This window comes from Sphingomonas aerophila (assembly GCF_014199305.1).
Classification (GTDB): domain Bacteria; phylum Pseudomonadota; class Alphaproteobacteria; order Sphingomonadales; family Sphingomonadaceae; genus Sphingomonas; species Sphingomonas aerophila.
In genome coordinates this window covers 18,418-37,932 of the sequence record NZ_JACIJK010000008.1, presented here as the reverse complement: position 1 = coordinate 37,932, position 19,515 = coordinate 18,418, and the positions used below count along the sequence as shown (strand labels likewise).

At 58.9% G+C, this 19,515-nt stretch carries 25 protein-coding genes; 20 read left to right on the top strand and 5 right to left on the bottom strand.

The genetic code is table 11. The annotated features are described in order from the left end of the window. Positions 1 to 130: 130 nt before the first annotated feature. Positions 131 to 2,035, bottom strand: a complete 1,905-nt coding sequence (gene dnaK, locus FHS94_RS13190) for a molecular chaperone DnaK (protein WP_184058627.1) — start codon at positions 2,033 to 2,035, stop codon at positions 131 to 133. Between the two features lie 167 nt (positions 2,036 to 2,202). Here dnaK and FHS94_RS13185 point away from each other — a divergent pair, with 167 nt between their 5' ends. Genes FHS94_RS13185 through FHS94_RS13175 form a run of 3 tightly spaced genes read left to right on the top strand, consistent with a single transcriptional unit; the run spans position 2,203 to position 4,662 of the window. After that, positions 2,203 to 2,640: a copper chaperone PCu(A)C gene (locus tag FHS94_RS13185; protein WP_184058625.1), complete on the top strand. Its 438-nt coding sequence runs from the start codon at positions 2,203 to 2,205 to the stop codon at positions 2,638 to 2,640. After that, positions 2,637 to 2,945 carry a hypothetical protein gene (locus FHS94_RS13180; protein WP_184058623.1) on the top strand — a complete coding sequence of 103 codons (309 nt, stop codon included), beginning with the start codon at positions 2,637 to 2,639 and terminating at the stop codon, positions 2,943 to 2,945. The genes FHS94_RS13185 and FHS94_RS13180 overlap by 4 nt, the downstream gene beginning before the upstream one ends. Continuing rightward, positions 2,920 to 4,662: a recombinase family protein gene (locus FHS94_RS13175; protein ID WP_184058621.1), complete on the top strand. Its 1,743-nt coding sequence runs from the start codon at positions 2,920 to 2,922 to the stop codon at positions 4,660 to 4,662. Before FHS94_RS13180 ends, FHS94_RS13175 begins: the two co-directional genes overlap by 26 nt. A 63-nt stretch (positions 4,663 to 4,725) precedes the next feature. Here FHS94_RS13175 and FHS94_RS13170 read toward each other — a convergent pair whose 3' ends face one another. After that, on the bottom strand, positions 4,726 to 4,914 hold the full coding sequence (locus tag FHS94_RS13170) for a hypothetical protein (protein WP_184058619.1): 189 nt from the start codon (positions 4,912 to 4,914) through the stop codon (positions 4,726 to 4,728). A 179-nt stretch (positions 4,915 to 5,093) separates the two neighbouring features. Here FHS94_RS13170 and FHS94_RS13165 point away from each other — a divergent pair, with 179 nt between their 5' ends. Further along, positions 5,094 to 5,450 (top strand): DUF2958 domain-containing protein, encoded by a 357-nt coding sequence (locus tag FHS94_RS13165; protein ID WP_184058617.1) that lies wholly within the window; start codon positions 5,094 to 5,096, stop codon positions 5,448 to 5,450. A gap of 133 nt (positions 5,451 to 5,583) precedes the next feature. Here FHS94_RS13165 and FHS94_RS13160 read toward each other — a convergent pair whose 3' ends face one another. Then, complete coding sequence (locus tag FHS94_RS13160; RefSeq protein WP_221234773.1) at positions 5,584 to 5,973, bottom strand: hypothetical protein; 390 nt, start codon at positions 5,971 to 5,973, stop codon at positions 5,584 to 5,586. A gap of 322 nt (positions 5,974 to 6,295) precedes the next feature. Between FHS94_RS13160 and FHS94_RS19180 the strand changes: the two genes are divergently transcribed. Beyond that, the gene (locus tag FHS94_RS19180; protein WP_221234772.1) at positions 6,296 to 7,540 is read left to right on the top strand and encodes a PEP-CTERM sorting domain-containing protein; all 1,245 of its coding nucleotides are present in this window, start codon (positions 6,296 to 6,298) and stop codon (positions 7,538 to 7,540) included. 36 nt (positions 7,541 to 7,576) lie between these two features. On the opposite strand, the gene FHS94_RS19435 is transcribed toward FHS94_RS19180, so the two are convergent. Beyond that, on the bottom strand, positions 7,577 to 8,341 hold the full coding sequence (locus FHS94_RS19435; protein WP_184058928.1) for a PEPxxWA-CTERM sorting domain-containing protein: 765 nt from the start codon (positions 8,339 to 8,341) through the stop codon (positions 7,577 to 7,579). 155 nt (positions 8,342 to 8,496) lie between these two features. Here FHS94_RS19435 and FHS94_RS19925 point away from each other — a divergent pair, with 155 nt between their 5' ends. Both FHS94_RS19925 and FHS94_RS13140 read left to right on the top strand, forming a co-directional pair. Beyond that, the gene (locus tag FHS94_RS19925) at positions 8,497 to 8,793 is read left to right on the top strand and encodes an HNH endonuclease (RefSeq protein ID WP_184058613.1); all 297 of its coding nucleotides are present in this window, start codon (positions 8,497 to 8,499) and stop codon (positions 8,791 to 8,793) included. An 82-nt stretch (positions 8,794 to 8,875) separates the two neighbouring features. Next, a complete protein-coding gene (locus tag FHS94_RS13140) occupies positions 8,876 to 9,391 on the top strand; it encodes a Ros/MucR family transcriptional regulator (RefSeq protein WP_184058611.1) in 516 nt (171 codons plus the stop codon). A gap of 69 nt (positions 9,392 to 9,460) precedes the next feature. Here FHS94_RS13140 and FHS94_RS13135 read toward each other — a convergent pair whose 3' ends face one another. Beyond that, positions 9,461 to 10,150 carry a DUF4230 domain-containing protein gene (locus FHS94_RS13135; protein ID WP_184058609.1) on the bottom strand — a complete coding sequence of 230 codons (690 nt, stop codon included), beginning with the start codon at positions 10,148 to 10,150 and terminating at the stop codon, positions 9,461 to 9,463. Between the two features lie 417 nt (positions 10,151 to 10,567). Here FHS94_RS13135 and FHS94_RS13130 point away from each other — a divergent pair, with 417 nt between their 5' ends. The 13 genes from FHS94_RS13130 to FHS94_RS13070 all read left to right on the top strand — a co-directional run bounded on the left by FHS94_RS13130 (position 10,568) and on the right by FHS94_RS13070 (position 19,495). Beyond that, entirely contained in the window at positions 10,568 to 11,140 is a 573-nt protein-coding gene (locus FHS94_RS13130) for a hypothetical protein (protein ID WP_184058607.1), read from the top strand. Positions 11,141 to 11,420: 280 nt separating this feature from the next. Then, positions 11,421 to 11,720 carry a hypothetical protein gene (locus FHS94_RS13125; RefSeq protein ID WP_184058605.1) on the top strand — a complete coding sequence of 100 codons (300 nt, stop codon included), beginning with the start codon at positions 11,421 to 11,423 and terminating at the stop codon, positions 11,718 to 11,720. A gap of 2 nt (positions 11,721 to 11,722) precedes the next feature. Next, positions 11,723 to 13,396 carry a terminase large subunit gene (locus FHS94_RS13120; protein WP_184058603.1) on the top strand — a complete coding sequence of 558 codons (1,674 nt, stop codon included), beginning with the start codon at positions 11,723 to 11,725 and terminating at the stop codon, positions 13,394 to 13,396. Between the two features lie 30 nt (positions 13,397 to 13,426). Then, positions 13,427 to 14,725 carry a phage portal protein gene (locus FHS94_RS13115; RefSeq protein ID WP_184058601.1) on the top strand — a complete coding sequence of 433 codons (1,299 nt, stop codon included), beginning with the start codon at positions 13,427 to 13,429 and terminating at the stop codon, positions 14,723 to 14,725. Continuing rightward, on the top strand, positions 14,722 to 15,390 hold the full coding sequence (locus tag FHS94_RS13110) for an HK97 family phage prohead protease (protein ID WP_221234771.1): 669 nt from the start codon (positions 14,722 to 14,724) through the stop codon (positions 15,388 to 15,390). Before FHS94_RS13115 ends, FHS94_RS13110 begins: the two co-directional genes overlap by 4 nt. Before the next feature lie 88 nt (positions 15,391 to 15,478). Next, on the top strand, positions 15,479 to 16,672 hold the full coding sequence (locus FHS94_RS13105; RefSeq protein WP_184058599.1) for a phage major capsid protein: 1,194 nt from the start codon (positions 15,479 to 15,481) through the stop codon (positions 16,670 to 16,672). Between the two features lie 65 nt (positions 16,673 to 16,737). Then, positions 16,738 to 17,013 (top strand): head-tail connector protein, encoded by a 276-nt coding sequence (locus FHS94_RS13100; RefSeq protein WP_184058597.1) that lies wholly within the window; start codon positions 16,738 to 16,740, stop codon positions 17,011 to 17,013. A 14-nt stretch (positions 17,014 to 17,027) separates the two neighbouring features. Further along, the gene (locus tag FHS94_RS13095; protein WP_221234770.1) at positions 17,028 to 17,324 is read left to right on the top strand and encodes a phage head closure protein; all 297 of its coding nucleotides are present in this window, start codon (positions 17,028 to 17,030) and stop codon (positions 17,322 to 17,324) included. Next, positions 17,324 to 17,785 carry an HK97-gp10 family putative phage morphogenesis protein gene (locus tag FHS94_RS13090; protein WP_184058593.1) on the top strand — a complete coding sequence of 154 codons (462 nt, stop codon included), beginning with the start codon at positions 17,324 to 17,326 and terminating at the stop codon, positions 17,783 to 17,785. The genes FHS94_RS13095 and FHS94_RS13090 overlap by 1 nt, the downstream gene beginning before the upstream one ends. Continuing rightward, the gene (gp17, locus tag FHS94_RS13085) at positions 17,782 to 18,141 is read left to right on the top strand and encodes a tail completion protein gp17 (RefSeq protein WP_184058592.1); all 360 of its coding nucleotides are present in this window, start codon (positions 17,782 to 17,784) and stop codon (positions 18,139 to 18,141) included. The genes FHS94_RS13090 and gp17 overlap by 4 nt, the downstream gene beginning before the upstream one ends. Before the next feature lie 67 nt (positions 18,142 to 18,208). After that, complete coding sequence (locus FHS94_RS13080) at positions 18,209 to 18,631, top strand: phage tail tube protein (protein WP_184058590.1); 423 nt, start codon at positions 18,209 to 18,211, stop codon at positions 18,629 to 18,631. Between the two features lie 4 nt (positions 18,632 to 18,635). Further along, positions 18,636 to 19,061 carry a hypothetical protein gene (locus FHS94_RS13075; RefSeq protein WP_184058588.1) on the top strand — a complete coding sequence of 142 codons (426 nt, stop codon included), beginning with the start codon at positions 18,636 to 18,638 and terminating at the stop codon, positions 19,059 to 19,061. 26 nt (positions 19,062 to 19,087) lie between these two features. Then, entirely contained in the window at positions 19,088 to 19,495 is a 408-nt protein-coding gene (locus tag FHS94_RS13070) for a phage tail assembly protein T (RefSeq protein WP_184058586.1), read from the top strand. The last annotated feature ends 20 nt before the right edge of the window (positions 19,496 to 19,515 follow it).

Genomic DNA, 19,515 nt, shown 5'->3' with positions numbered 1-19,515 from the left:
CCCTCGAAACGTCCCTTCGACCGGCTGTGCGTCCCCTCAGGACGAGCGGAGGACAAAGGTCCTGCCGCTCGTCCCCATAAGGACCAAAGCCCTGTCGAAGTCCCGTCTCGAAGGACCTCGCGCATCGCCTTTACGCCTTGTGGCTGTCGTCGACTTCGGAGAACTCGGCGTCGACCACGTCCTCGCCACCGGCCTGCTGCTCGCCGGCCTGGGGCGACGCATCAGCCTGCGCCTGCTTTTCGTAGATCGCCTGACCCAGCTTCATGGCGACCTGAGCGAGGGCTTGCGCCTTCTCGTTCATCTGGTCGGGGTCGCCACCCTCGACGGCCTTCTTGGCTTCGTCGATCGCAGCCTGGATCTCGCCCTTCAGCGTGTCGTCCACCTTGTCGCCATTGTCGGCCAGTTGGCGCTCGGTGGTGTGGATCAGTGATTCGGCGTTGTTCTTCGCCTCCGCACCAGCGCGGCGCTTCTTGTCCTCCTCGGCGAAACGCTCGGCGTCGCGAACCATCTGGTCGATGTCGTTGTCGCTGAGGCCGCCCGAGGCCTGGATGCGGATCTGCTGCTCCTTGCCGGTTCCCTTGTCCTTGGCGGACACGTTGACTAGCCCGTTCGCGTCGATGTCGAACGTGACCTCGATCTGCGGCACGCCGCGCGGCGCCGGGGGGATTCCGACCAGGTCGAACTGACCCAGCAGCTTATTGTCCGCCGCCATCTCACGCTCGCCCTGGAACACCCGGATCGTCACCGCGCCCTGATTGTCGTCGGCGGTGGAGTAAACCTGCGCCTTCTTGGTCGGGATGGTGGTGTTGCGATCGATCATGCGGGTGAACACGCCACCCAGCGTCTCGATGCCCAGGCTCAGCGGCGTCACGTCGAGCAGCAGCACGTCCTTGACGTCGCCCTGCAATACGCCCGCCTGAATAGCCGCGCCCATCGCCACGACCTCGTCCGGGTTGACGCCGGTGTGGGGCTCCTTGCCGAAAAACTGCTTAACCACCTCACGCACGCGCGGCATGCGGGTCATGCCGCCCACCAGCACCACTTCGCTGATGTCGCCCGACGAGGTGCCGGCGTCGGCCAGCGCCTTCTTGCAGGGCTCAAGCGTCCGCTTGATCAGGTCCTCGACCAGCCGCTCCAGGTCGGCGCGGGTGATCGTCTTCACCAGGTGCTTTGGACCATTCTGGTCGGCGGTGATGAAGGGCAGGTTGACCTCGGTCGACTGCGCGCTCGACAGCTCGATCTTCGCCTTTTCAGCCGCTTCCTTCAGCCGCTGCAGCGCCAGCTTGTCCTTGGTGAGGTCGATGCCCTCATCCTTCTGGAAACCCTGCGCCAGAAAATCGACGATCTTGTTGTCGAAATCTTCACCGCCGAGGAAGGTGTCGCCGTTGGTGGCCTTCACCTCGAACACGCCGTCACCGATCTCCAGGATCGACACGTCGAAGGTGCCGCCGCCCAAATCGTACACGGCAATCGTCTTGCCGTCCTGCTTCTCCAGGCCATAGGCGAGAGCGGCCGCGGTCGGCTCGTTGATGATGCGCAGCACCTCAAGCCCCGCGATCTGGCCGGCGTCCTTGGTCGCCTGGCGCTGCGCGTCGTTGAAATAGGCCGGCACCGTGATCACCGCCTGCGTAACGGTTTCGCCCAGATACGCTTCGGCGGTTTCCTTCATCTTCTGCAAGGTGAAGGCGCTTATCTGCGACGGGCTGTAATCCTTGCCGCCCGCATTCACCCAAGCGTCGCCATTGCCGCCACGTACGATCTTGTACGGGACCAGCTCGGTGTCCTTCTTGGTCACGGGATCGTCAAAGCGGCGGCCGATCAGGCGCTTCACCGCAAAAATCGTGTTGTCCCCGTTGGTCACCGCCTGGCGCTTCGCCGGCTGGCCGACCAACCGCTCGCCATCCTTGGCGAACGCAACAATGGACGGCGTGGTACGCGCGCCCTCGGTATTCTCGATCACCTTGGGCTTGCCGCCCTCCATGACAGACACGCAGCTGTTGGTGGTGCCAAGGTCGATCCCGATAACTTTAGCCATCTGTGCTCTTCAGCCCCTCACGTAACATACGACAACGTGGTGGAAGCGTCCCGTTACGGCAACGCAACCTCCTGTTCAGGCCCGGATATAGGTGGAGCAACGCTTGCCGCAAGAACCCGTGGAACCTAACGACGCGACCTGTTTTCCCGATGTGGGAGGAGGTGTGGATGCGCGCGTTGTTGTTGGGGATGGTTCTGATCACCGTGGGGTGCAGCCGACCGGACCAGTTAAGCGCCGACAAGGCGTGGATTCGCCTGCCTGCCGCGGCGGACCGGCCGGCCGGCGCGTACTTCACCCTTTATGGTGGGCCCAAGGACGCCCAGTTGATCGCGGTCAGTTCCGACGTCACCGTGCGGGGGGAGTTGCACGAAACCGCGACCGGCCCCGGCGGCATGATGACAATGCGCGCTCTCGACCGCATCCCCGTGCCCGCCGGCGGTGAAGTCGTTTTCCGGCCAGGCGGCAAGCACGTCATGCTTTATGGCGTGCCAAGCGCCCTGAAGCCGCACGGCCGGTCGGTCCTGCTGACCTTCACCTTTGCCGACGGCACGCGGGTGCAGCGCCGGGCAGAGGTGTACGCGGCCGGTGAGGCGGCGCCCGAATGACCGATCGCCGACCACTCACCGTCGATGAAACGGTGCTGGCGCGCTCCGTCTTCGGCGACGCGGTAGACTATGCGGCCGTACGCCTGAGCCGCACGAAATGGGCCTTTTTCCAGCCGCGCGACCGGGTGATGGCACCGTCCGGCTGCATCCATTTTCATCCCAAGAGCAACATCTGGTACGACGACTTCGCGCACGCGCCGCTCGCAATCCAGGGGCTCTTCATTCACGAAATGGTTATGTGTTTGCCCAAAAGCAGAAGCGGCGCTACGCGGGTCTCACATGGGCAAGGCACTTATCTACATTAGGTTCAGCACCCGCGTTCAGGAGCGGGGCGACAGCAGGCGCAGGCAGCTAGAGGATTGTGAGGACTACTGCCGAAAGCGTAACCTGGAGGTAGAAGAGGTCATCGAAGACCTCGGGCGCAGCGCCTACAAGGGCGAACACCTCAGTATGGGCAATTTGGGCAAGCTGACCCAGCGCATTGTTCGAGGGGAGATCGAGCCCGGCACAACACTAGTGGTTGAAAAGCTGGACAGGCTTAGCCGCCAGAAGCCACGCATCATCCGACGCTGGATCGAGGATGCCTGTGATCGAGGTTTGAGGATTGCGCGGGTAACAGGTGGGCCAGTCATTGACGCCACGTACTTGGACGATGGTGCCAACATGGCCGCGATGATCGAGATGGCTTATCAAAGCAACGCAGGCCACGAGTACAGCCAGAACATCAGCCAGCGCCTTACCAGCGCTTGGAAGGAAAAGCGCAAGCGCACTGGTGAGGGCAAAGGTCTACTGACCGCTTCAGCCCCGCGTTGGTTGACTACTACTGGTGATTGGGAGGGCAAAAACGCCACCGACCGCCGAAGCTGGACGATCATACCCGAGCGCGGGGCGACGGTTGTCAAAGTCTACGAACTAGCCGCCGATGGTGTGGGCACCTGGGGCATCGCCAAATATCTAAATGAGAACGGTGTCGCGCCCTGGGGCAAGCGAAGCGAGAGTTCTACGCGAGAGGGCTGGAACCACACCAGCGTCCTCAACGTGCTACAAAGCCCAGCAGTTGAGGGGCTCCACTTCCCAACCTCAACAGCCAGCGGCAAGCGGGAGCGAACCGGCGAGGTCTATCGCGACTACTACCCAATCATCGAGGGCATGAACGCCGACCTTATTGCTAGGGCACGTGCGCAGCTACAGAAGCGGGCTGGAGGTGGACCAAAGAGCAACGTGGGCAAGAACCTACTGGCCAGTTTGGCGAGGTGTGGTTCCTGTGGTGGCTTTATGATCCTGCGCAACCGCAGCGGCAAGGAGGCTGCTTACGCCTACCTACAGTGCGACAACGCCAGCAAGAGCAAGGGCTGCGAAGCCAAGGGCATGTTCAACTACCGACTGCTTGAACCGGCCATACTGGACGCTGTTCTACATCACACACTCGACAACAGCTTCTTCAGCGCTGCCGACAAGACCGCGGAACTGAGGATCGCGCTAGCGGAGCAAGAGAAGCGCCTAGGCGACAGGCGCGAGGAGCGGGACAATACGCGCGCCCTACTCCGCCGCTTTCCCGGCGACGACCAGCTTGCGGGCGACTGGCAGCGGCTTAGCGAAGACGTTCGAGCACTGGAACAGGAGCGGGTCAGCCTGTCCGCCGCCCTCGCCGAAGCATCGGGCGCGATCAGCGACGTGGAGCACCTACGTAAGGTCCACAACTTCCGACAAGCTCTGGACGATGAGGACGAGGAAGTCAGGCGCACTGCCCGCCTGAGGGTTCGAGACGCATTTCGCGCGGTCATCACGCATCTTGTCTGTAAGCAGGACGGCGAGGAGAAGCTGGTACAGCTTGCGTTAGCTAATGGGCTCGTGACGTGTGTGTTCGACAATAAGGGCAAGCTGCTACCCTACAGCCAGAACTTCACTACGAGTGACGATCACGTCCACGGGCTTACATCGGGTGTTATGAGCGACAACGCTCCACTAGTGGACAGCGTTTTGCGCCGCACTGCCCAGAGAACGTCTGTGAGGGCGACATAGGTTGAGGGTGCCCAGGTTAGCACCCTGGACCTATCCGGGCTAAACGCCCCTTGTAGGCCCCGTTTAGGGGCGCGAGAATGTGATCCTCTCACCCTCGTACTCTAGGGTGATTTCGTCGTTGGTCTTGAAGAACTCGACCACCCTGCCCCACCACGTGAAGCAGCCCACGTCCTGATCGAAGAACCTGGGGTCTAGGTCCAAGAAGGTTCGGCAGTCCTCAATCAGCTGCTCTTGCGTGGGATAGTAGGGCATTGCGTCCTCCTAGTTGATAAGAGGACTCTGGCATCGCTAACCAGACTTGCTACCAAAGACTTGACCAGGCTTTAACGGCTCGTCGCTCTTCAGCTCTTCTTCCAAGTTAATCACGTCTTTGCTTGCCCAAAGTCCAGAACGGCGCTTGATGTCCTGGTGGGACAAGAGGAGTTGCCCACATGAAGGACTGGAAAGCGCTGCTAAGGCCCGAAAGCCTCGCGCAGCTTCAAGCCAACTATCGCCAGCAGTTGCCGCTCAAGGGTTCTAGGCGGGAAGTCGATTTTGAGCCTGTCTCGAAATTGTTCAACGCGACAGGGGGTGGATGCTGGTTGATCACCGAAGTTGATGAAGACGGACTAGCCTTCGGTTTAGCCGATTTAGGCTATCCAGAACTTGGCTATATAAGCCTGCCTGAACTTGCTGAGTTTCGCGGCTTGGCCGACCTTGGGATCGAGGAAGATCGGTTCTTCAAGGCTCGCCTCACACTGTCGGGCTACGCCGACGATGCCAGGAAGCGAGGGTACATTCATGCCTGATTAGCGCATAGTAGGAAGCGACAAGGCCAGCGCGGGACACCCACTGCGCTGGCCTTTCCATGACCCTACAAGCGGTGAGCAGCAGACGCAGGAAGGCCCGCCGAAGCGGGCCTAGGTTTAGTCTCTAAAGTCTTCAGGCGGGCTTTGCTGCCTTCTTCTCGGCCCTGGTGTTACGCAGCTTCGCGGTACGCTGCTCCTTCTTGCCATCCAGGGCTGCGAACTGCGCCGAATACTCGTCCGCCTTGATACGATCAGCATAGTAGGAAAGCGCATCTAGGAACGCGACGGTCGGGCAGGTCATCTCGCGAACTTCGACTTCGGTGTCCTTGACCTTGACGCGCTCCAGCACGAGCGCAGTGTTCGCCACTCGGATGGAGAACTGAACCCTCTCTCCGTCGGTGTGCTTGAAGTTGCGTTTGCCCTCGGAAGCAAGGCCAGCCTCAAATTGCTCCTTCATCTTGTTGATTGCCGCAAGTGCGATGTCTTTGCTGGAGCGCTTCGCCGACGCTTCGTTGACGAGCACTGCGGGAATGAGCATCGCGGGATTGAACTTAGGCATAGTTGACTCCGATCTATGCCGGAGCCTGTTGCCCCGACATCAATCGTAAAGCGCCTTCCACCTCGCGATGCGACCAGAGATCGTCGGCGAGACGGGCTTTGGTACGACTTTTTGCCAGAACGTCGAGGTTCGCGCCCGAAACCGCACGTTTGTTATACCCCTGATGTAGTACTTCCCAGGCCCTATTGCGGCACAGGATGCGGCAGGCTCTTGTTGTGCGCACACGGTATTGCCGGTGGTGTAGTCATCGACACGCAGGAAGCTGCGTGCCCTGCGGAGGCCTGATATGAAGAAGCTTGCGAGCGGGATTGGACTGCTGGCGTGTCTTATGGCCACTGCGGCGTCGGCTCAGGGCTACAACTACTCATACGGTCTGACGTCCCCTGGAACTGTCGTGGCCGGGCGGCAAGCAACGTCTACCCTCACCTTCAACCTTGATACGACCAAACCGCCCGCTGGCTTCCTCTACGACACTGGAACCGTCAGCGGCCAGATCAGCCTCGGAAACGGCAAAATCTCAGGCTACAATTTCAGTGTGTTTAGCGCGGCGGGCAGTTCCACCTCAGTCTCCCGAGCGTTCACCACCACTTATAAGATCCCCGGCACTTACTATGCCGGGGGAGACTTCAGGTTCGTCCAGCAAGCCGTCTTCGAAGGCGGAACGTCGGGTGCGAACGACTTTTTTCGTCTTTCCAATAACCCGATCAACGTTATCAAAGATCCTGCGGAAGTGGCCAGACACAGACAGCGCGCCAACGATGCGAAGCTCAGTCTGGCTACGCTGGACCTGTTCAATGCGCTTTCGGGGTTTGGTGCGAGCATCAAGGAAGCAGCTGGTAGTCTGGTCGGGCAGTGGATTGGGTCAAAGAACAACAGCGCGGGTGACCTCCTTTCCACTCTCGTCGGGCTAGGATTGGGAGTTGCGTCCGGCAGCCCCGTTGGATTCGCGATAGCTTCCACTTATGCCTTGATGACCACATACTATCAGGTGGTGGTCGCCACGGAGACACGCCTGGCGAACGATCCACCCGACCCGAACTACCAAGAAGTGTACGCCTATACGAACTCCTCATCGAATGTGGTGACGGGGCTTGGCTCGGGACAGGACATGTTCCTGAACGCAGGGATCACCGACATTGCCCGCCTGCTTGAAGCGAAGCGCGGTCAACTGGCTTCTCTGGAGAGAGGACAAGCCGCCCTGCTAGCCGGCGACTTCACAGCTCTCCAGCTTCAGTCCGATGCGCTGGATAAGTTCACAGCCGACGAACTGCGACTTCGGACTCCTGCCGGAGAGTTCATATCTCAGTTGCCCGGTTTCTTGGACGCGAACGGCGGAACGGGACCCGGTTCCGGAGAACTCAAGGTAGCATTCGCGGAAACCGGGGATCAACTGATCACCGCGCCCGTGCCGGAGCCCAGCACCTACCTGATGATGGGCTTTGGGCTTCTCGCAGCGGGCGCGGTTGCTCGCAGAAAGCGCTCAAGAAAGGCGCTCGTTGCGCGCCCAGACGGTTACGCCTTCTCGGTCTGATGGCATAGACCGCGTCCTGAACCGAGGGCACCGATCTTAGCAAACGGATCCTGAGCGGCTGAGGCGCTTCTTACGCCTGCGCACAGCGACCCCGGCTAGACCGAGGCCCGCAGTCATACTCGCCCACGTAGCCGGTTCGGGAACGGGCGCCATGACGGGCGCGCTATAGAAGTGATCCACGCGAAAGGCGACGCTGCCACCCTTTTGATCATCGCAGGAGTCGCCGCCGCCGTTCTCGTCATTATGAGTGTTACAGGTCATGAAGCTGACCGAGCCTAGCTGTCCGTTGAAATCGGTTGCTAAGTTCCCGACGTTTGCTGAGGCGTCGTAGTCGTGGCCGTCGAACACTGGCTTCCCAGGAACAAGCACCAAGCTCATGTTCTGTTCGTGTCTGATCCCGTCGTATTCGAAGTGTCCCGGCCACCTAGGGTCGGAAGGATAGATGCTTAGATCTTCCTCCTGAACGTAACCTACACTCCAGTAGATCCCGTTCTTCGAGATCCAAGACTGGATCGAGGCATTGCCTGTGGCGAAATGTACATTGTCTCCGACAGTCACCGACAGTGTCGTGCCCGCCGAGCCAGTATTGATGAACGAGTACTGATCGTACTCCCAACCGCCCGAGTAGTCGTGCTTCATCTCGCTATCAAAGGTGAAAACGACCTTGATCTTTTGACCAAACACATCCGGCCCGACACCGAAGAAATTGTCGCCATCGTACGACTCGGGGCTGATCGTGCCTAAGATGACATGCTTCATCGGCTTAGCTGTTGCGGGCGTGGCAAGCGCAGCAAGCGACATGGCAGCAAGACCCAAGGCCAAACGAAAAGACATCAATACCCCCAAGTCGCCCCCGCGACACTGCTGGGCTACCTAGCAACCACTCGGGGAACACTCAAGCTGCTCTGGTTTAAGAGCCGTGCCATAACGGCATGGTGCTACTCTCTAAATACTGAATGCCTAAGAGAACACCGCGCTTCAGCATCCAACCGATCACACCTGTGGTGAAGGTCAATCTCACAGGTGGGTACAACGCCGAATGGAAGAAGCTGCGCGACAGGCGACTAGATGCGGAACCACTCTGCCGACGCTGCTCAGCACGAGGCCACGTAACGGCAGCTGAGGAAGTTGATCATATTAAGCCTAAAGCGTTGGGCGGCAAAGACGAATGGGATAACACTCAGTCGTTATGTCGGCCCTGTCATGTGGAAAAGACCAGGGAAGACGTAAAAAGAATTCGTCGCGGGTGGTAATACGCCGGGTAGATCAGCATATGGACCCTACCCGTCAGCAACGTATGCGGCGGGTCCCCTTTTCTGATTACTAGGAATTACTATGAGCACCGACAGCAACAGCGTCGAGCTAGCAACGGAACTGACCATCGCTTGGCTGGGCAATCCCAACACTCGCACGTCGAACGAGGATGTACCCACGTTCCTTCAGTCCATGTTCCAGGCAGTGAATAAGCTGAACGAACCAGCGGCCCCGGAAGCACCTGAGCAGCCAGCGCAGGAGTACACGCCAGCGGTGAGCGTCCGTAAGAGCCTCGCGTCCAAGGATCACATCATCAGCATGATTGACGGCAAGCCCTACAAGACCTTGCGTCGTCACCTGTCCAGCAATGGCCTGACCCCTGACGAGTACCGCGCTCGCTACAACCTCCGGTCCGACTACCCCATAGTGGCTGAAAACTACAGCGATGCGCGTCGGGATATGGCCAAGCGTATCGGCCTGGGCCGCAAGCCCAAAGAAGCCGTCGCGGAGGTAGCCGAGACAGTTACTAAGCCGGTCCGCAAAAGCGGCAAGGCAGCACTGGATGCGGCTAAGAAGGCGCTCGGTTCAGACGAGTAAGGCAGCTGGGGAGGCAAAGCCTCCCCACAAGCTGATCTCGCACCATGACCGCCTGACCACGAGTGCTACTCAGCTGTTCTGGGAGCCGAGCACCTCTAAGAGCGGCCGAGTTTCATCCCATCGCTCGCCTTGAACAGCTTTGGGAGTTTCGCCCGCCAGCAGTACCGCAACGCGCACATTGCTCATGCCGGCCCCATTCAGAACCCCATTGGCAAGCCTTGTGATTGCCTCGCGCGCCGATGATCGTGCGCGCTCCATGTTTTCTTCTTTCTCTGCGGTTGAGGTTGCTCGTGCCGCTAGAGCTTTTGCCGCCTTACGGGCCAGCACCAAGCCGCACTCGCGCGAGATGTACGAGCCGCGTTGACGAACCACCTGCCGAGAGATGTCGACGTTTGGCGATCCGATCCGCACGTCAGGGATCGTGATGGTTAGCCGCCGCTGACTGTTGCTCCAGCTGTATGCTGACGCACCAATCTTTCGAAGTGGCACCGAGTAGTCGACCGTTACTGGGGCCTTGGTTGTTTGTTCCGGGTGGAAGATCGTGCCCTGACAATCGCTCTTTGCCACGACGTCGCCAGACAAGGTCTCGACGACAAGGTCACTTTTCTGCTGAAAACTGACGTTTATCATCTTTGATGCTGCGAGACCCAGCTCAAGCTCTGCCTTTTCACGCTTCGCTTGCTCGTCACTGACTTTCCAGTAAGCGAACGCCCCGATAAGCAGTACCAAAGCTAAAACGGCCGCGCCCCATCTCGCCATAGTCAGATCCCCTCCTGCTCCCGCTTACACTCCAGTGGCTTAGCAGAGCAAACCCCGTACTGCCCCTATGGAGCGTTCTGCGGGCCAATCCGGTTTGGGAAGCATCCTGTTTCCCCTCAGAGTTCCAGGCCCTCACAGGGCGTCTCTGAGGGCCAGCGGGCAACGGGGCAGTCAAAATCTGAGGATCACGCCCCGCTAGCCACACCCACCCCCTCAAAAAGGCGCCAGGGTGAATTAAATTACCTGAGGGCGGCGGGCTGGAACTGTTTGGAGGTCAACATGGGCTTGTTTGGTGGACGTGGTTTGTGGCCTAAGGTGAAGTCGGGACCGAACTATGGGAAAGATCGGACTCGAACGCAGTCGGGGAGGATCAGGGCCAAGCGCTCTGACGCAGGCAAGCCGCGCAAATAGGTTAGAATGGGGGTTGTTAGGGTTTTGGTTCGGACGTTTCTCTGGATTGCGCTACCGATAGCGACGATCCCTTCAGCTGCGCTAAGCGCCGAAAGCAGCCCCAGCCCCCATTACTACGGCGAGATCGCGGGATGGCAGGTGTTTAAAGAGTCTGAGTACGATGCCTGCTCAGCCGCATCAGGCTATGAGAAGGGCAAACTGATCTTTCAGTGGCGACCCCGAGAGAACGCTGGGGGCCTTGCTGTTTACTTCCCTGACTTCAAAGCCATCAAGGACGACCAGGATTATAGGATCAAGGTCGCCTTCCTGAAACGTGGTCGGGTAGACGATGGATGGCCAGAGTTGACCGCCAAAGGAACCTCGAGCACCGACGGGTCCAAGGGGTTGATAATGAAATTCGGAGGCGATGTTTTCCTTGCCGACATGAGAGACAGTCAGGGTGTCTCATTCGAGTACAAGGGCAACTACATTGGCGGCTTCAAATTAGACGGCTCTGGGCAGGCTGTGGCCATGCTTCAACGATGTGCCGCCGAGATACTGAAGGCTCATCCTGCTGATCCGTTCGAGTCTGATAAGTAGAACGAAGGGCAAGCTACGTTGCTTCATAGAGGGTCGTTGGTCACGATCCTGGTAACGCCTATCCTGCTCGCAGATGTGCGCCGCCCATAGTCATTAGGTTAAGCATCGAAGCAATGAGTAAACGCTCCGCAACGTAAGCTGTGGCAAATTGGAGCGAAGGATAGGAACAACCAGGGCGGCGAGCAATCGCCGCCTTTTCTCGTTTTGCGCTAAGTAGCTTGTGAAAAGAGGACCTAAGCCAGCACAAGCGCTCAATACGGGACCGGCAAGCAAGCCGATGATGCCCGACTACCTTACCGCCTCCGCCCAGGATGTGTGGTTTGAGGTGATCGAGCACGTAATAGCAAACGGCATCAACGCCAGTCATTCCAGCACGTTCGCGACCTACTGCTCTCTGGAGGCTGTCTGCCGCGAGACATTTGCCAAGGGCGATGTGCCACGCGGAGCGTACCTGACCGAGAAGCGCAAGCTGGCCGAGTTGCTTGGCATCAGCGGCCTAAGTTCACGCACCACTACTGGCACCAACGCCAATCCTCTATCGGCAGAAGCTAACCCCTACGGCGCTCTGCCGGATGCCTGACCATGCGCAAGGGCAAAGGGCACTTCGCGGACGTAGCGCTTCGCTACGCCAAGCAAGTCGTTGCCGGTGAGATCGCGGCCTGCTGGCAGATCAAGGCAAGCTGCGAGCAGTTCCTGGAAGCCGTCGAAGGCGACAGGTGGACGTTTGACGCCGCCAAGGTCGAGCGTGTCTGCCTATTTGCTCAGACGTTCCCGTACCTTGAAGGCACCCTTGCGGCCAAGAAGCTGCGCCTGCGCCTTGAGCCCTGGCAGGTGTGGATACTGGCCGCGCTGTTTGGCGTCGTGGACCAACATGGCCATCGCAAACACCGCGAAGCCTTCATCGAGATCCCTAGAAAGAACGGCAAGAGCACCTTCGCCGCCGTGATCGCGCTCTACATGCTGGTGGCCGACTACGAGGCCCGAGCCCAGGTCTACATTGGCGCAACTGCTCTCAAGCAGGCGGATTTCTGCTTTCAGCCCTGCCGCGAGATGGGCACTCGCTCACCCGGCTTCGTCACCCACTACGGCGTGCGCGTCACCAAGAAGAAGATCGAGACGCGAGACGGCAGCTTCCTGGAGCCCATGATCGGCGATCCGCCTGACGGATCAAACCCGCACCTCGCAATTCTGGATGAGGCGCACGAGAACCACAACTTCGCTCGCCAGCGACAGACGATGCTCACGGGCATGGGTGCCCGTACTCAGCCCCTGCTGATCACGATCACCACGGCAGGCTTCAACGAGGCCGGTGATTGCCGACTGCTTCAAGCGCAGTGCGAGCAGGTTCTCGCGGGCGAGATGACGGACGAGCGCCGCTTCAGCGCTATCTACACAATCGACAAGGGCGACGACTGGCGGGACTTCGAGGTCTGGAAAAAGGCCAACCCCAATGTGGGCGTCAGCTTCACCGAAGCACGACTGCGCGAACTGTATCAGACGGCCATGAACGTGCCGAGCGAGAAGCCCGGCCTGCTGACCAAGCACCTCAATGTCTGGCAGTCCAGCAACGAAGCCTGGGTCAACATGAAGGATTGGGACGGCAACGCAGACGCGATTCCGTTCGAAGAGTTAGCGGATGGCAGCAAGGCGTGGATGGGCGTGGACATTTCGCGCGTGGTGGACACGACCGCAATCGGCCTACTGGTGGAAGGACCAGAGCCGGAGCCTGTCCTACACTTCTACCCCTTCCTGTTCCTCCCCGAGATGGCCATCGAGCGACAGCCCAAGAACGCCACCGCGTATCGCGAATGGTCGGACAGCAAAGACCTGACGCTTACCTCGGACAATGAGACTGATTTCGCGGCCCTCGAAGCGCAGCTTCGTACGCTCTGCGAGCGGTTCAACGTCCAGGGAATAGCATTCGACCAATGGCAAGCAGCGATGATGGCGCAGCGCTTGGGAGAGAGCGGCCTGCCGGTCCGAACCTACCCACAGAACTTCCAGAACCTACACACACCGATGAGCCGGTTCGAAAAGCTGATCGCGCTCGGCAGGCTCAAGCACAATGGCAACCGCATGATGCGCTGGATGACTGGGAATGTCGTCGCCAGACAGCGTGGAGAGTTCATCAAGCCTGAGAAGCCGCCTCGCCGTGACGAGGCAAAGATCGACGGCTTTGTAGCAATGATGATGGCCCTTGGTCTTGCTTCAGTTGAAGAGCCTACAGCTATCGAAGTCTGGATGGACGTCCTCTAACCGCTTTCTGCCCTTTCTGCTAAATATCGGATGGCAGGCTTACTACAGTTCATCTTTGGCGCACCAGAGCGCAAGAGCGATCCAGCACCGCTGGAAATCCCAGTCGCCTCCGAGAACGACATTCGTCGCGATCTAGCGGCATCACACGACACCGCCGGAGAGCCGGTCAATCGACATACGGCCATGGAGGTTTCAGCCGTCATGGCCTGCGCACGAGTGATCAGCGAAGGCTTAGCGCAGGTCCCGTGCCGTGTGTTCCGCGAAGATGACAAGGGTTCGCCAGTACCAGCGCAAGATCATGCGCTTTACGACTTACTGAACCGCAAACCAAACGACTGGCAGACTTCCTTCGAGTTCAGGGAGCAGATCGGACTTCACCTGACCTTCGACAACAATGCCTTCGTCTACATCAATCGCGTAGGGAAGGTCGTCAAAGAGCTTTATGCTTTCACGCCCGAAAGCGTCACAGTCACCCAGAATTCCAGCATGGAACTGGCCTATCGTGTTCAAGGCACGAATTCGACTGCCATTGACGTACCGGCAGAGGACATGTGGCATATCCGAGGCCCTAGCTGGAACGGCTATCGCGGACTGAATGCTGTTCACCTCGCAAAGCGCAGCATCGGCCTTTCACTTGCTACAGAGAAGTACGGAGCCAAGCTGTTTGAGAACGGAGCACGCCCCGGCGGAATCCTGACTACAAGGTCTGGTACACAAGCCCTGAACAACGAGCAGCGCGCCGCTCTCAAGGCAATGTGGCAGGAGCAGCATCAGGGCACCGCTAACGCCCACAAGACGGTGCTGATGCCGTTTGAGATGGAGTTCACGGCCATTGGCGGAACCGCCAATGATGCGCAGTGGATCGAGAGTCGGCGCTTCCTGATCGAAGAGATTTGCCGCTTCTTCCGTGTGCTGCCGATCATGGTAAACCAGAGCGACAACAGCACCAGCTACGCATCGGTCGAGCAGCTATTCCAGGCGCATCTCACCCACACTTTGATGCCATGGTACGAGCGTTTTGAGCAGAGTGCCGACGCGCATCTGCTCACCGCTGACGAGCGCAGCAAGGGGTACTGCGTCAAGCTGAACAGCAATGCTCTCCTACGCGGCAGCACTGCTGAGCGAAGTCAGTACTACCAGACGATGATCACGCTCGGCGTGATGACCCCCAACGAGGTGCGCAGCAAGGAGGACATGCCGCGCAGCGATGACCCACAAGCCGACAAGCTGAACGGGGCCGCAAACCTATTCGGTGGCGCGAACAAGATGCCAAACCAGCCCGCACCGGGCTCTTCCCAGAGTAACGATACAAACGAGGTAGATCAGTGAACCCCATCGAGCAGAAGGCGGTAACACGCCTCGAATGTAAGTTCGCGACCACCGACGTGGACACCGACACAAAGGTATTCAGTGGGTACGGCGCGGTATTCGGTAATGTGGACAGCTATGGCGACGTGATTGCGCCTGGAGCGTTTGCGAAGAGCCTAGCAGCACACAAATCCGCCGGCACTTCGCCGCTCATGTTTCTAAACCATGACGCTTTCGGCAGTCTGCCTATCGGTCGCTGGACTGAGATGAGCGAAGATGGTTACGGCCTGAAAGTGTCGGGCGAGTTGCTCGATACCAGCATGGGACGCGACACCTACGTGGCGCTCAAAGCAGGCGCGATTACTGGCCTGAGCATCGGCTTTCGTCCCGTTGCCTTCGACATGCGCAGCAAGCCCGAAGATCCCCGCAGGACACTGAAGGAAGTTGATCTTGTAGAGGTGAGCGTAGTCACATTGCCAGCGAACCAGAAGGCGCGTGTTCAAGCTGTGAAAAGCATGGGCGAGGACATGAGTGTCCGTGACCTAGAGCAGCTCTTACGTGAATGCGGCTTATCGAAAAGCGAGGCAATCGCAGTTGCGAGCCAGTTCGAGAGCAAGAACGAAATTGCCGCAACGGCAGAAATGAATGCGGCTCTCACCAAACTACAGTCAGCAATGCGTTTCTAACCGCCTGGACTAAGTAAAAGGCAAGCCAAGCACGGAGGGATTCTGGAGTCGAGGTTGCGAGACAACAACCACGATGAAGGAGCCCATAATGGCCGACATCAATGACATTAATGCCCTCGGCAGCGGTTTTGAGCAGTTCAAGTCTGCTATCAATGACCGTCTGAACGAGATTCAGAAGAAGGGCAGCGTTGATCCGCTGACCGAGCAGAAGATCACCAACATGGCAGGCGACCTCGTCGCCCTCCAGAGCACTGTCACCGACCTCGCCAAGAAGTCCAATCGCGTTGGCGCTTCGGAAGCAAACGCGGACGTTGATGCGCATCGCGAAGCCTTCCTGAAGTTCGCTCGTAAGGGCATCGAGGGCAACCTCGCTGACCTAGAAGCCAAAGCAATGAGCGTCGGCAGCGACACCGACGGCGGCTACTCGGTTCCTGAAACCCTGAGCACCGCAATCATCGAGAAGGTCGTTCAGATCAACCCACTCCGCGCGCTTTGCGACGTTGTGACCAGCACCAGCGAGAACGTGAAGTTCCTCTACAACAAGAAGGGCACCACGTCGGCTTGGGTCGGTGAAACCGATGCTCGCACAGCGACCAATACCTCGCAGTTGGTTGAGATCACCCCTTCGTTCGGCGAAGTCTACGCGAACCCTATGGTCACGCAGAAGCTGCTCGACGATGCGGGCTTCGACGTAGAGGCGTTTATCGCAGCGGAAGTTGCGCAGGAGTTTGCTCGCGCGGAAGCAAAAGCATTCCTGAGCGGCGATGGCGTGAACAAGCCCAAGGGTATGCTGGCTGGCGCAACCGCACTGACTGGCGATGCGACCCGTCCTTACGGCACCATCCAGCACGTAGTGAGCGGTCAGGCAGCAGCACTGCCCACCGATCTCGCGGCGTTCTATCAGCTGAAGTACTCGCTCAAGGGCGAATACCGCTCCGGCGCAGGCTTTCTCGCCAACAGCACCACGCTGGCCAGTCTCATGAGCAAGGCAGACAGCCAGGGCCGTCCGCTCTGGCAGCCTAGCCTGATCATCGGTCAGCCATCGACCTTCCTTGGCGACCCTATCTGGGAATGTCAGGACATGGACGACGTTGCTGCCGGAAAGCTGCCCCTAGCTTATGGCAACTACAAGTCGGCATACATGATCGCCGACCGCATCGGCATTCGCATCCTGCGTGATCCGTTCACCAACAAGCCTTACGTTGGTTTTTATACCACGAAGCGCGTTGGTGGCGTCCTAAAGGACAGCGAAGCAGTGAAGGTGCTGAAGATCAGCGCCTAATCGCACAGACAGTTAGAGGAGAGCCGGGCGGAAACGTTCGGCTCTTCCTTTCTGATAAGTAGTTGATGGTTAATCCCGTTATCTTTCCGCAGCAGGTACGAGAGTGGTGCCGTATCGACGACACTGCCGAAGATGCTTTGCTCGAAACGCTGATCGCCACTGCTCAGGAGCAGGCAGAAGCGTACACTGGCAAGGTATTCTTGCCCATGGAATGTCCAGTAAGCGTCAAGCAGGCAATCGCCATATTTGTCGCTGACCTATACACCAATCGCGAGGGCAAGACGGTTGGCGAAGCGACCTTCTACCGCATCCTGAGCCCATACCGCGTGAGCGTTCTATGATTGCGGCCGGATCAATGGACCGCCGAGTGACGATCTACGCGGCAGGCGTGGAGCGCTCACCTACGGGTGTCGAAAAGCCAAGCTGGAACACAATCGCGACGGTCTGGGCAGCGCGCGAAAGGCTATCACTCACAGAAGTAAACCGCATGGCAGGCAAGGCTGAAGCAGCCGAGGCCCGCTTCGTCGTGCGCTACCGCAGCGACGTAACGACAGCCAACCAGATCGAGTGCGACGGACAGCGGTTCTGCGTCGTCGGCGTGGATGAGATCGGCCGACGCGAGGCGCTCGCCCTGATCGTGAGGGCCGTCTGATGCCCACGCGAAGCAGCTTCAAGCTAGATGGAGCCAAAGAGCTAAATGCTGCCCTGAAGGCGCTTGGCCCCGAGGTGGCAACCAAGGCTGGTGCGTCAGGAACGCGCAAAGCCGCGAACGTGATGCGCGATGCGGTCAAAGATGCCGCACCTCGCGGCACTGAGCCGACCAAAAAGACGTGGCGTAACAAGGACGGCACTCAGAACAGCGCCGATTACGGGCGACTTCACGAGAATATCAAGACGCGGAAGGTCAAGTCGCGGAAGCGGCAGACGATTGCCTTCGTTGTGACCACCGGCAGCGCTTTCTGGGGCCGCTTCAGCGAGTTTGGCACCGAGCATGAGGGCGCGAAGCCATGGTTTCGTCCAGCACTCGACCGGGTAGCTGGCGAGGTGGTCGATGCGCTCTCCCAGGAACTCAAAAAGGCGATTGATCGTGCCGCCAGAAAGGCACGAAAGTGATCGAAGCGACCCTAACCGCGCTGCTCAGCAGCGTTTGTCCACAGAGTTATCCCGTAGTTGTCCCCAAGGGCAAAAGTGCGCCGTTCCTGACTTACACGCGCGTCAGCACCCCTAGGTTGCGCGACTTCGACGGCCCGATTGGTACTGCGAAGCCCAGGTTCCAGGTCGATGTGTATGCCGCCGATTTCGACGCTGCTCGCACCCTGGCAACCAGCATTCGCGCGCTGCTTGACGGCTATCGAGATGAGGAAATCCAGGATTGCGCGCTGATCAACGAACAAGACATGAGCGACCTGACCAGCAATCCCGATCTGTCGCGCATCATGCTGGAGTTTCGCATCACGCACCGCGAGTGAGCCAACCAGATAAGTAATGGCGAGACCCGCTTATTGGGGTCGCGCCCAATAAAAGGAGAAGCCAACAATGGCCCAGGGAATCAATACTGCGGGCACCAAGCTCGAAATCGGCACCGGCGCAGGCGGTGCTACTTACATTCAGGTCAAGGGTTTTACCGACTTCAGCGGTCTAGGTGGCGGCTCTGCTGCCGTGATCGACAACACGGACTTCGACAGCGTTGCCAAGGAAAAGAGCATGGGTCTGCCTGACGAGGGTCAGCTTTCCGTCACCTTGATCTTCCTGCCCAAGGACGCAGGACAGCTTGCGCTTCGCGCAGCGCGCGGCACTCGCGCAGCAACCAAGTTCCGCCTTACCCTAAGCGATGGCACCAAGTACGAGATGACCTCATTCGTGCTCACCTTCGAGCGCAGCGGCGGCCAGGACGAGAACGTGAAGGCTACTGCCACGCTGGAAATCACCGGCGCAGTGACCGAAACGGCGGCGGCATAAGCCAATGACGAAGCTGTTCTCTCGCGCTGACTTTCTGGCGGCTAAACTACCAAGCGTTGACGTGCTCGTCCCAGAACTTGGCGAGGGCGCTTTGGCGCGCATTCAGCAGCTAAGCGTTCAGGGTAGGATTTCCTACCTTGAACGTATTCGAAGGTATCGCGAGGCTGTAAATGCCTACGAGGACGACCAGGACGCACCTGTTGAGGAGCGCAAGAACCTACAAGAGCCCGAGTTCTTGGACGTTTCGCTGCTGGCGCTTGTTTACAGCATTGTTGATGAGAACGGCGATCTGCTCTTCACTGAGGCAGACTTCCCCGAGATGAACAGGTGGGCGCATGCCGCCGTCGAGCGCATGTATTCGGAAATGATCAACTTGAACGAGATCAGGCGCTCCGTTCCTGCTGCCGTTGAGGCCGAAAAAAAAGGCTGAGGGAGAACTATGAGCTTCGGTTCGCAATGCGGCTGGCGCTCAAGTTGGGGAAAACGCTCTCCGAGTTAGAGACAATGCCTCGCGACGAGTTCGTCCGCTGGATTGCCTACTACCAGCTTGAGCCCTGGGGCTGTGAAGCTGAGGATCATCGGACTGAACTCGGTCTTCAGGTCCTCTGCTCCATCAATGGCGTGGCGAGTTCCAAAATACCGCGGTTCATCGACCGTGACCCCGAGGACAATTACAAGCCCGATCCAACTCCCGAAGAGTTGGACGAGAAGGTACGAGACTTCTTCATCGGCCGAACCGCCAAAGCGGAAGCGGAAACGCCTCCTCCAAAGAAGCCGCGCAAACCGCGCAAAGACAAGGGCACCAAGCGAGACTCTGCGGCAAAGGCCAGTACACCCGAGAAAATCAGTCCTCCCGCTAAGTAGTTAAAAGAACGGCGGAGGGC

Bases quoted from the DNA above. Each gene is read 5' to 3' on its own strand.
- FHS94_RS13135 (WP_184058609.1), bottom strand. From the start codon at position 10,150: ATGGCGAGATGGGGCGCGGCCGTTTTAGCTTTGGTACTGCTTATCGGG.
- FHS94_RS13180 (WP_184058623.1), top strand. From the start codon at position 2,637: ATGACCGATCGCCGACCACTCACCGTCGATGAAACGGTGCTGGCGCGC.
- FHS94_RS19180 (WP_221234772.1), top strand. From the start codon at position 6,296: ATGAAGAAGCTTGCGAGCGGGATTGGACTGCTGGCGTGTCTTATGGCC.
- FHS94_RS13140 (WP_184058611.1), top strand. From the start codon at position 8,876: ATGAGCACCGACAGCAACAGCGTCGAGCTAGCAACGGAACTGACCATC.
- FHS94_RS13185 (WP_184058625.1), top strand. From the start codon at position 2,203: ATGCGCGCGTTGTTGTTGGGGATGGTTCTGATCACCGTGGGGTGCAGC.
- FHS94_RS13095 (WP_221234770.1), top strand. From the start codon at position 17,028: ATGGACCGCCGAGTGACGATCTACGCGGCAGGCGTGGAGCGCTCACCT.
- FHS94_RS13175 (WP_184058621.1), top strand. From the start codon at position 2,920: ATGGGCAAGGCACTTATCTACATTAGGTTCAGCACCCGCGTTCAGGAG.
- FHS94_RS13115 (WP_184058601.1), top strand. From the start codon at position 13,427: ATGGCAGGCTTACTACAGTTCATCTTTGGCGCACCAGAGCGCAAGAGC.
- FHS94_RS13100 (WP_184058597.1), top strand. From the start codon at position 16,738: ATGGTTAATCCCGTTATCTTTCCGCAGCAGGTACGAGAGTGGTGCCGT.
- FHS94_RS19925 (WP_184058613.1), top strand. From the start codon at position 8,497: ATGCCTAAGAGAACACCGCGCTTCAGCATCCAACCGATCACACCTGTG.
- FHS94_RS13165 (WP_184058617.1), top strand. From the start codon at position 5,094: ATGAAGGACTGGAAAGCGCTGCTAAGGCCCGAAAGCCTCGCGCAGCTT.
- FHS94_RS13120 (WP_184058603.1), top strand. From the start codon at position 11,723: ATGCGCAAGGGCAAAGGGCACTTCGCGGACGTAGCGCTTCGCTACGCC.
- FHS94_RS13130 (WP_184058607.1), top strand. From the start codon at position 10,568: ATGGGGGTTGTTAGGGTTTTGGTTCGGACGTTTCTCTGGATTGCGCTA.
- FHS94_RS13080 (WP_184058590.1), top strand. From the start codon at position 18,209: ATGGCCCAGGGAATCAATACTGCGGGCACCAAGCTCGAAATCGGCACC.
- FHS94_RS13170 (WP_184058619.1), bottom strand. From the start codon at position 4,914: ATGCCCTACTATCCCACGCAAGAGCAGCTGATTGAGGACTGCCGAACC.
- FHS94_RS13070 (WP_184058586.1), top strand. From the start codon at position 19,088: ATGCGGCTGGCGCTCAAGTTGGGGAAAACGCTCTCCGAGTTAGAGACA.
- FHS94_RS13075 (WP_184058588.1), top strand. From the start codon at position 18,636: ATGACGAAGCTGTTCTCTCGCGCTGACTTTCTGGCGGCTAAACTACCA.
- FHS94_RS13090 (WP_184058593.1), top strand. From the start codon at position 17,324: ATGCCCACGCGAAGCAGCTTCAAGCTAGATGGAGCCAAAGAGCTAAAT.
- FHS94_RS13125 (WP_184058605.1), top strand. From the start codon at position 11,421: ATGCCCGACTACCTTACCGCCTCCGCCCAGGATGTGTGGTTTGAGGTG.
- FHS94_RS19435 (WP_184058928.1), bottom strand. From the start codon at position 8,341: ATGTCGCTTGCTGCGCTTGCCACGCCCGCAACAGCTAAGCCGATGAAG.
- dnaK (WP_184058627.1), bottom strand. From the start codon at position 2,035: ATGGCTAAAGTTATCGGGATCGACCTTGGCACCACCAACAGCTGCGTG.
- FHS94_RS13105 (WP_184058599.1), top strand. From the start codon at position 15,479: ATGGCCGACATCAATGACATTAATGCCCTCGGCAGCGGTTTTGAGCAG.